At 35.8% G+C, this 10,025-nt stretch carries 7 protein-coding genes and 2 pseudogenes; 2 read left to right on the forward strand and 7 right to left on the reverse strand.

The genetic code is table 11. The features are described from left to right. Positions 1–478 precede the first annotated feature (478 nt). A pseudogene (locus GILLI_RS19230) lies at positions 479–1,082 on the forward strand (tyrosine-type recombinase/integrase). Continuing rightward, complete coding sequence (locus GILLI_RS06720; protein ID WP_006987883.1) at positions 1,082–2,221, forward strand: IS91 family transposase; 1,140 nt, start codon at positions 1,082–1,084, stop codon at positions 2,219–2,221. Before GILLI_RS19230 ends, GILLI_RS06720 begins: the two are co-directional and overlap by 1 nt. Before the next feature lie 278 nt (positions 2,222–2,499). Here GILLI_RS06720 and GILLI_RS06725 read toward each other — a convergent pair whose 3' ends face one another. The 7 genes and pseudogenes from GILLI_RS06725 to GILLI_RS06755 all read right to left on the reverse strand — a co-directional run. Further along, positions 2,500–3,309, reverse strand: a complete 810-nt coding sequence (locus GILLI_RS06725; protein ID WP_006988353.1) for a hypothetical protein — start codon at positions 3,307–3,309, stop codon at positions 2,500–2,502. Positions 3,310–3,642: 333 nt separating this feature from the next. Then, entirely contained in the window at positions 3,643–3,933 is a 291-nt protein-coding gene (locus tag GILLI_RS06730; protein ID WP_006988354.1) for a hypothetical protein, read from the reverse strand. A 232-nt stretch (positions 3,934–4,165) separates the two neighbouring features. Further along, positions 4,166–5,881, reverse strand: coding sequence for a hypothetical protein (locus GILLI_RS06735; RefSeq protein WP_006988355.1), 1,716 nt, complete (start codon positions 5,879–5,881; stop codon positions 4,166–4,168). 152 nt (positions 5,882–6,033) lie between these two features. Next, positions 6,034–6,864, reverse strand: a complete 831-nt coding sequence (locus tag GILLI_RS06740) for a hypothetical protein (protein WP_006988356.1) — start codon at positions 6,862–6,864, stop codon at positions 6,034–6,036. Positions 6,865–7,100: 236 nt separating this feature from the next. Further along, positions 7,101–7,496: a DUF4345 domain-containing protein gene (locus GILLI_RS06745; RefSeq protein WP_006988357.1), complete on the reverse strand. Its 396-nt coding sequence runs from the start codon at positions 7,494–7,496 to the stop codon at positions 7,101–7,103. Between the two features lie 104 nt (positions 7,497–7,600). Then, positions 7,601–9,175, reverse strand: a pseudogene (locus GILLI_RS18665) (IS1182 family transposase). 231 nt (positions 9,176–9,406) lie between these two features. Next, a partial coding sequence (locus GILLI_RS06755; RefSeq protein ID WP_084810944.1) for a tetratricopeptide repeat protein occupies positions 9,407–10,025 on the reverse strand: 619 nt, incomplete at its 5' end.

Raw genomic sequence — 10,025 nt, forward strand, 5'->3', positions numbered from 1 at the left:
CTGGCTTTGGAAAATCCTCAGGATTTTCCAAGTAGGAACAGACCTAGCCATAGCTTATATACGGTGTTGAACGAATCCTCCCTACGGTCGGAAGCTCTCCTGAACTATTCAATTTGGATCTTTTGTTTATAAAAGTAATGGATTTATTAATTTGTAGCTAAACTTTAAATCTTTTATCATGTTTAAAAAAAGTAAGACCATTGCTGAACAGGCCTTTTCAGAGGTAGAAGGCTTCAGTACACTCCAGAACAATCTAGAACAAAGCTTTTCCATCAATGGCAAGGCAAAGAGCACCCTAAACAATTACCTCAGATGCCTGGCGCACCTTGCCCTGCACTATAATCAAAGCCCAGAGAAGCTCTCGGTGGAAAACATTGAGCAATACCTTTATTATTGCCAAAAACTCCACAAGACCCCTTCTGAAAGCTTCTTTAAGCACACCGTTTTTGGCCTTAGAGCTGCCTACAAGGTAATGGGCATGGAGACCAAGCGAGTGGCCCTGCCACAGATCAAGCGGGACCTTAAATTGCCAACCGTCCTGAGCCAAAAAGAAATCAAACGGCTTTTAAATGCGCCCAAATATCTCAAACATCGTTTGATCATTGGAATGCTGTATGGCTGTGGACTTCGCAGCTATGAACTGTGTAACCTAAAATTAGCTGACATTGACTTTGACCGCAGAACAGTCTTTGTTCCCAAAAAGAAGGGCAAGACCGATCGCTATGTTCCCTTGAGCAAACATTTGGACAGAGGACTAAAGAAGTACATCAAAACAGAAAACCCCCAAATCTATCTTTTTAACAGTCAGGTGTACAAAGATGGGAAAGCGGCGGGGGCTGACCACCAACGGAATCCGTTGGGTGATCAAGGAAAACCGGAGCAAGATAGGCAGTTCCAAAAAAATTACCGCCCATACGCTACGGCACAGCTTTGCTACGCATTTGTTGGAATATGGCGTTGACATTGTCAGCTTAAAGGAACTTTTGGGGCACGCCCATATCGAGATGACTTTGACCTACCTCCATGTAGCTAATTTGCCCAGTGGCTCAAAGTTTTCTCCCCTAGACAAGCTCTACAAGTAATGCCCCCCAGACATACGGTAGCTGACATTCTGGAAATAGAACAGCTACAGCTCAAAAGTTTGAGCCTTACCTCATGGCATTATCGGGCTTTACAGGCCATAAGGAGATGCCGGACAAAAGCTATGGGCGGGCACATTGATAAATGCGATTGTTGCCATAAACTGCACATCAGTTATAACAGCTGCAGGAACAGGCACTGCCCATCCTGTCAAGGGCACAAGCGCGAAGAATGGATAAGGGCAAGAGAAGATGAACTCTTGAACGTTCCCTATTTTCACGTGGTGTTTACCCTTCCTAGTGAATTCAATAGTTATGCCCTTAGCCACGGCAAAATAGTGTACAGCAGTTTATTTAAAGCTGCTTGGCAAACTTTGCAGCAATTTGGGGACAATCCAAAACACCTGGGCGGAAGAATGGGTATGATTGCGGTGCTTCATACTTGGGGCCAGAACTTGAGCCTGCATCCGCACTTGCATTGCATTGTGCCAGGAGGTGGGTTGAGCAAAGCAGGGAAATGGAAAAAAGCAAAGAACCACGGCAAATACTTGTTCAACGTAAAATCTATGAGCCAGGTGTTTAGGTCAAAGTACGTAGCTGAGCTTAGAAAAAGTGAGTTGAAAATTTCTCAAAAAGTTTACAATACGGTATTCAGCAAAAAGTGGGTCGTGTATGCCAAACAACCTTTTAGAAGCCCGAAATATGTCATTGAATACTTAGGTAGATACACCCATAAAATAGCCATTAGTAATCATCGGATTGCTAAAGTTGACAGCAAGGACAGAAGGGTGACTTTTACTGGCAAAGAGTATCGGCACGGTGGCAGGAAAACTAGCTTAACGTTATCTACCCAAGAGTTTATCCGGCGGTTTGCCCTACATATCTTACCCAAAGGATTTACCCGGATACGGCATTATGGCATTTTGAGCAGCAGCTGGAAAAGGGAGAAGTTGCCAAAACTACAAGCCGAACTCGCCACTAAAAAGATAGAAATCAACAAAACAAGACAGCCGCTTTTGCATCGTCGATGCCCTATTTGTAAAAAAGGAAAACTGCGTACAATACTACTGTTTGATGGACGAGGGCCACCTGCAGATTGGAGAGAACTCCTAAAAGATAAAAAATTGATTATGGGCAACTAAGAATTGATCTGCGAAGGCGGACAGATCCTGCTATGCCTCAACTTTAAAATTAAATGATTAAAGCCAAAGATTGTAAAGAGAGATACCGAAAAACAAAATGCAATTAGAAATGGAGTGAGTTCAATACAATTTGAAGCTTCAAGTAAAAGTTCCTCATCCGATTATCCTTCCTTAAATCCATCGTTTTACCCATAGAGAAATTTCCACCGGATTCGTCAACACAATATTCAGCTCTTGCCTATCGGCGAGCCGAATACTTAGTTATTGTAATGCGTTTTTTATTCAATCTTTGTAACAACTTCCTCCATTGTGAAATGAACAAATTGCTTTCCTAATTCCGTCAGTTCGTAAACTTTTCCATCATCAAATGCTGACGCCAATGTATTTGAATTTCTTTTTCTTGTCGGCTGCTTTAAAAAATTTCCATAATAGTCTGTTTCTCTTGCTTGTCTTATAATTCCACCTGTACTTAAATCTCTAAACATTAACTTGTAAAGGTCAGCTTCCATTGAGTTTTCTTCTGGTTGATATTCGTTGAAAGTATTCCAAATTTCGGCTCTTGTAATGTAAGGGTTTTTATAAATTTCTTTTATTACGGAAAAGTGAAGTTCGTGATATTTACCTATCCAATCTATAAATAGTTGAATGATGTCATCTGTTGTAATATTATTTGCACCAGCATTTGTGATTAGTTTTCTGATATATTCCTTCTTTTCAAATGTTTTGGCATTATCCCATTCCTTAAATCCTTCTCTTACTATTCCTAAATATTCTTCGCTTTCTAGTCTTTCATTTATATCCTCGCCAACTGCATCTATTCTTTCAAAAATCTGAAAAATAGTATAAGCTAATTCGTCTATTTTTTTAGAGTGCTCTTCAAGCCACAATTTTTGTAAATCATTTACTTTTCCTTGTTCAAATTCAGAATGTAAAGCCGCACTTGCCGCAATAAATCCGCCAACCCAAGGAATACTACCTAACGCTGAAGCTAAAAAGCGAACATTTTTTGCCTTCTTTCCTTTGGAATCAACATTTAGAAGTTCGGCTTTTATTTTTTCAATCGCCTCTGTTTTTGTCAGTTTACTCATTTTTTTTCAAATGCATTACAACGTTGATGTGTATGAGCCGTTGCGTGTCTCACACACGAACCATTAAAAGTACAAAATTACGCTGGAAAATTCCCAGAATTTTCCAGATAGGTACAGACCCAGCAATGGCTTATACACGGTGTTGGCATTTCGTTGTTTTTATTCAGGCTTCTAATTATTCGGCTTAATTCCGTTTTCAGTTTTTTCTGCGTTTGAGTGAATTCGGTCAGCAATTTATTCCGCAAACTTTATCAATTCCGTTTGAGTGAGCAATTCCACAATTTACTAAATTCAGCGTATAGTTTGGTTCCATAAACTTGCTCAAATTCCACTTTATATTTTTGCTGATGCGAAAATCATAATCAAAATTCCGATTAGTGTGATTATCCAACTATAATTTTTGAAAATATTCTTAAAACTCAAATAAGCGATTAATGTTATAATTCCAAACAAAATTGCATTAAAAAACGGAAATATTGCTCCGTGATTTGAACTTGCTGGCATATCAGAAGAAGTATTTGAAGCAACAATTAAAGCAATAATAATTCCGATAAATATCGCAAAAATATTCAACCCAATTCCATTTAGTAAAGTTCTTTTTTCCGATTTATTTTCTGTTTCCACAATTTATTTTTTTCAGGTTCAGAGTGCGTTCCGCCAATGAATGCCAACGTCTACGTATATGAAACGTAGCGTGTAAAAAGACGCTAACGTTTCGGATTATACACGAGCCGAATTTTTAAATTTTACTTTTTATCTTTATTTTACTAAAAGCCAAATTTAAAAATTTGGCGATCTTCGCAAATACATAAAAACCTTTGGTAAAGCCTGTAATAGCTATGTTTTATATACATTGTTAGGGCAAGTTTTTTATCCAAACCTTTGAGTTCTTACTTACTTTAATCGTTCCTTTTATACCTGCTTCTCCGTTGCTAATTTCTGTAACAATTTTGTCATCAAGTTTAATTTCAATTATTGTAAGTTTTTGAAACTTTTTATTCTTTTCAATATACAATGTATCTCCAGTTTTTAATTTGATGCCATCAATATTTAAAATAAAGACTTCTCCTTTTAGGAAAATTTCTTTAATAGTATCAATTAATTTTATGTTTTGCGGAATAAAAGTAATTAAGCCATAATTATATATTATCTGTCTAGCCTCTTCTTTAGTTATTATATCTTTTTGAATATCAAAGTACAGATTAAAAAGAGTCCAAGTCGTTAATAAACCTCTTTCTTCATTAATAGAATCCTGCTTTTGTTCTTTTGTAAATGGTGGGTTTTCCCTTTTTTTGGCAGGAATATGTCTTTGGTGATTTACAATATATAATCCATAAACATCAAATTTCTCACGTTCTTTAGCTCTACGGTATTTAATTTTAGATATTTGACTACATTCGGAATCTTTGGAAGTACCACCAATACCTTTTACCTCAATAACTAAAAGTCCTTTATCAGTTTCTATTTGTATATCCTCTTCCTTTATTCCTTCGGTTTGAGTGTCCATATCAATAATGTTCTCAAAACCTAGCCATTCTAAAAATTGAATTACAGCAGAAACTAATTCATCTCCCGTTTCAGTTAATATTTTATGTAAGAAAGAGTATTTATCATTATTTGATATTATTTCTTTGTTTTTTGTTTCAATTGATTTTTTAAAATCTTGTTCAATTTTTTTCTTTTCTTCAATCAATCTTTCTTGATTCGGAAGAGCATATTCAATGTTTTCAGTCCATTTGTTTTGAGTTGAATATGGAAAAAGATTTGGTTGTAAACTTGGGGCTATTGTTTCTAAAAAGCCTAATAAAAATAGAGAATTATCCTCTAGTACAGGAAATATAAATACTCCTACTTTATCGGTTAAATATATGTAAGAGATTATTTCATTATTTAAATTTTGGATTATTGGGTAAAATTTAGGGTCAGGAACTTTTTCTTCATTTTCCCATATTGTCGGATGAAAAAATGTGTTTTCATAATTAAAATCTTTATTGAACTTCTCTAGAAAAGTTGTTAATTCGCCATTGTTTGGTATTACTTTAGTTTCTTTTCCAAATTTATTTTGTTGAAAATAAAAATTAGGAATAAATTCATAAAAGTTAGCTTCTTGACTTCCTTTTGAAATAGGCCTATCTCCATTTTCTTCTACTATTTTGTATTCGATATCAACATTTTCATTTTGAAATACTATGATTAGACATTCTTTTTTTAGAATCTCTCGAATTTCTCTTATGAATGCGTGAGACGAAAGTCCTCTAGGGTCAAATATTGTTTGAGGATATTTACAAATTAAATATGAATTGTTCTCTGTCTTATTTTTTTCCCTCTGGTTATCAGATTTTACATAATCAATTGTCTCTTCATTGGAAAAATCTACTATTACAATATCGTATTCGTGGGCGTTAGCAGGAAAATCGTTGTTTAGTAAATGATATTTAAACTTATGTTTTTCATTTTTGGTGTCGACTAATTTTCCTAGACTTCCTTGGTATAAGTTAAACCCTTTTTCGACAAGTATTGAGTTTGACTTGTCAGTTAAGTTTAGTGTTAGTATTTGTGGTCTTTCGTTCATTTTTTAAATTTACCCTAACGGTCTTGTTTAACGCAAGTAGTGTGGAATAGGGACGCGAACTTGTCGGCTTTGTTGGTTTTTACTTGGTCTCTAAAATAACACTTTTCATCCGAATGCCCGCTATTTGCTGTTAAACGGTGTTGTGCAAAGTATTATAATGTTCTCTCTTTGTAGTATTCATTTAGAATTGCTTGACCTCTGTTCGTTAGATAATATTTATCTTTTCCGCTATCACTATTGTAGACTTTTTCGATTAAATTTTGATTAAAAAATGGAAGGAGTTTATTGTCGTTTATTTCTCCATTTTTATATTGATTATTCCTTAATAGAGTATTAGCATTTTCAACAAATTCATCTAAGAATTTATTTTCAAATTTTTTGTAATCATGAAAATTATTTTTATCCTTTTGTTCCTTTTCATGTTTTCTCTCTAGGAGAATGTCATGTTTTTCTAGATTTGATTTCATATGTTCATGTATGTCGTTCAATTCTTTATGGACCTGAACCTTTTCAATTTCTAAGTTTTCAATTCTTTTATTTTTTTCATCTACTTCATCTTTTAAACGATTTATCTTACGGTTTAAATCAGATTTTTCTTTGTAATCAGCTCTCAAGTTTTCTAATTTAACTTCCTCCTCAGCCAAGGATTGCTGTCCTTTTATATCAATAATTTTCTGCTTTAAAAGACTACCCTTTCTACCTGTCACAGCTGAATGTGAAATTTTGTCAAATAAGAGCATAAGATAAGGTAAAAATGCTATGTAAATGACTGCAATCAATAATGGTAAAATTAAAAATGTGTTTATATTATTATAGTCACTTTCAATCAGGTTAATCTTTTCTTCAATTGATTTTAGTGAAAAACCTATTATTAATATAGCTTTCCAGTTTAGAGCTAGAAATGAAATAATAAATGAACTAATAAATGGATTTTTAAGCCTTTCCTCAGATGTCTTAAAAAATGTAGAAAATAGGTTTCTCATATTTCTCTATAATATTTTGCACAACGTCTCTGTATATGGCTCGTAGCGTGTAAATTATAAAATTATTTTCGGATGAAGCACGAGCCGAATTTTTTAATTTTTCTTATTATCTTTTTTTCTCAATAAGCCAAATTTAAAAATTTGGCGGACTCGCAAATATACCTTAACTTCGATTAAGTAAATACCTAGCTATGAGCTATATACATTGTTGTGCGTAGGCTTTTGCGTTCTGCTATTCATTCCGTCGTATATTTTTTCAGTTGGTATATTGAATAGAGTCCGATTCCAAATTCGGCTATTATTCCGAAAATATAACCTCCAGTTGGAATTCCATCTGTAATCATACTTAACGCTCTTCCACTTGCGAGAGATAGCATAAATAATATATTCAGTTGAGTTGCTATTTTCCAATATACAGTTTTCCAGATTCCTAAAATCCATACGAGTGAGATTCCGAGATAAAGGCACATTACTGCTTTCAACATATTGGAAAGGTCAATCGTTTCAACTTTAATATCTAAATGTTCAGGTAAAACTGTCGGTGAACCATAAATTATCGCAGTCGGAACTACAATCGATAGAGAAACAAGAAGATGTAAATTCTTAAAAATCCAATTTATTTTATTCGTCATATTTTTTTTCGACCTCACGTTTCCGATTGTCTTTTGTTGGTTTGTTATTTTTGCACGGTTTTTTTTAGCTTACGCACAACGGCAGTCTGTCTAAAAACCTACGTTTACTGCCAATTATGGGCCAAAATAAGCTTTTTAACCGTGGGATTAGGAGTAGGGCTGAAATTAGGGTTTATAGTATCATTTGAATATAATGTCCTAAAAATGGCTTTGTAAGCCTGGATTAAGACAGATAAACAAAGAATCAACTGAGCATACATCTCCCGGAACCCTTTTTTACCCATCAGACTTAATATTCGTTTGAGATTGTAGGCTATAAAGATAAAGCCTACATCTGCAGAGGCTCGTTTCTTTCCCTTTTTGGAAAGGATATGATCAAAACCCCATTGCCGCTTTATAGTTCCAAAGGGATGCTCTACAATGGCTTGCCTTCGGCGATAGAGTTCAGGATCAGCCTCCATATTTCTTTTGTTCTCTTCATAAACCGGAGTGTATATGTTCCTTGCCAGGAGTCTCCCGTTTTTGGCCGTGGTGCATAACTCCCGCACCGGGCATCCGTTACATGCTTTTGTTTTATACTGTTTAAATTCAGACTGATTGGATTTTCCCCGGTGGTTGATGTAAAAGTTCCCATTGGTTTTCAGAAAATGATTCTCAGGACAGATGTAATGATCTTCTTGCGCATCGTACACAAAATGTTGAACATTATATCTGGTGTCCGGTGCATTGGAGGCCGTGGCAGGAATGGCAACCAGGGTTTTAATCCCTAAACCCCGGGCGATTTCCAGTTCAGAACCTGTATGATAGCCTTTGTCAAAAAGAGCGGTGAAATCAGTGTTCCCAAGAATAGATTTCGCCCTTCTCACCATAGCTCCCATCGCTTTTTTATCATTATGGTTTGTGACTTCATAATCGATGGGGATGCAGTGCTGCGCATCTACGGTAGACTGTACATTGTAGGCTACCTCTGTAATATTGCCCCGGAGAATCATCTGACGGCTTTCCGGATCAGAGGTTGAAATTTGTGATTCTCCTGTTTCTTCCAATTGTTGTTTCAGTTTTTTATAGCCTTTCTTTTCTGCCGGTGTGAATGTCGCTATTCTTTTGGGCTTCCTGCTTTTCAGCCTCCCCATCGGCCCTGGCGATATCCTGGTTGTACTGCTCCAGCTTGTTGTCAATATACTGCAGGTGCCTGTCTAATTTTTTAGTTGTTGAAATTGTTTTTTTTGTCTGTTCTGTGCCCGAAGTTTGGTGCCGTCACCGGCGATGATCTTACCGCCAATCAGGTTAAAGTTCCTGGCAAGTTGCACTGTGGCACGAAAGACCCTTTTAATGGCATCGGGATTGTCCTTTCTGAAGTTGGCAATGGTATTGTGATCCGGGGAAAGTTGTTCAATGAGCCACATCATTTCAATGTTGCGCCTGCATTCCTTCTCCAAAATCCGGGAGGAACGTATCCGGTTCAAATACCCATAGATGAACAATTTAAGCAGTACCGCAGGGTGATAAGCGGGTCTTCCTCCTTCGGGAAAGCGTACCTTAAAACCCATTTTTTCCAAATCAAGGCTGTTGACAAAGAGCTCGATGGCACGGACTTCATTCTCTGTCTCAATACTTTCTTCTAATGAAACAGGAAACAAAGCAGCTTGTTTCCGATCTTTTCCTATAATAAATTTCATAGCATGAAGATACCCAAAGTTCTAAAAAGAACGAAAACGATCCTGAAAAAGTAGTCAACAAAGTTATTAAGAAAAAGGAAGGTTTTTAGACAGTCTGACGGTCTTGGTTAAGGCAAGTAGCGCGGAGTAGGGACGCAAACTTGTCAGCTTTGTTGTTAATTTCTTGGTCTCTAAAATAACACTTTTCCCCAGAATACCCGCTATTTGCGCTTAACCGATGTTGTGCTAAGTTTAATTCCATCTAACCTGATAAGGATATCTTTCATAAACGACATTATCCTCATTTATTGAAAACCCTTTTCTAGCATTTTCCTTTGCACTTTTATATACGCTCTCTGCTTCTTCTATTTCACCTAATTTATAAAGAGCTTTAGTTTTATAATATTGAACGTCAGAAAATTGAGGATATCGCTCTAAGGCTTGATCAAATAGTACTAAAGCCTCTTCATATTTCTTCAGTTCGTACTTACTAATTCCGTAATAAAAGAGGTCTAGATGGTGTAACCAGTCTTCACCTTTTTTATCAATAGTTCTCTCATAATCTTTCTCAAACAAATTTTCTGCTTTTTCAAATTCGCTTAGTTGCAAGTAACTTAACGCGATGTAAAAATTATATGAGTGATCCATTTCAAATCCGTATCCATATGTTTCTTGATAATCCGTAAAATCAATAATTGCGTCTTTATATTGCTTAGAAAATATACACTTTATAAATGCTCTGTATCGTTGCCATCTTTCAGGATTATACTTTACTGCTTTATCAATGAATGTCATTCCAACCTCGTATTTACCTTGTTTGAACAATGGCATAGCTTTCTGTTGCCAGAAATAAGCTATTGTGGAATCCACT

The organism is Gillisia limnaea DSM 15749 (assembly GCF_000243235.1).
Lineage (GTDB): Bacteria > Bacteroidota > Bacteroidia > Flavobacteriales > Flavobacteriaceae > Gillisia > Gillisia limnaea.

What these genes read in the sequence shown, in the direction of transcription:
- GILLI_RS06720 (WP_006987883.1), top strand. Translation starts at nt 1,082, where the DNA reads ATGCCCCCCAGACATACGGTAGCTGACATTCTGGAAATAGAACAGCTA.
- GILLI_RS06725 (WP_006988353.1), bottom strand. Translation starts at nt 3,309, where the DNA reads ATGAGTAAACTGACAAAAACAGAGGCGATTGAAAAAATAAAAGCCGAA.
- GILLI_RS06735 (WP_006988355.1), bottom strand. Translation starts at nt 5,881, where the DNA reads ATGAACGAAAGACCACAAATACTAACACTAAACTTAACTGACAAGTCA.
- GILLI_RS06740 (WP_006988356.1), bottom strand. Translation starts at nt 6,864, where the DNA reads ATGAGAAACCTATTTTCTACATTTTTTAAGACATCTGAGGAAAGGCTT.
- GILLI_RS06745 (WP_006988357.1), bottom strand. Translation starts at nt 7,496, where the DNA reads ATGACGAATAAAATAAATTGGATTTTTAAGAATTTACATCTTCTTGTT.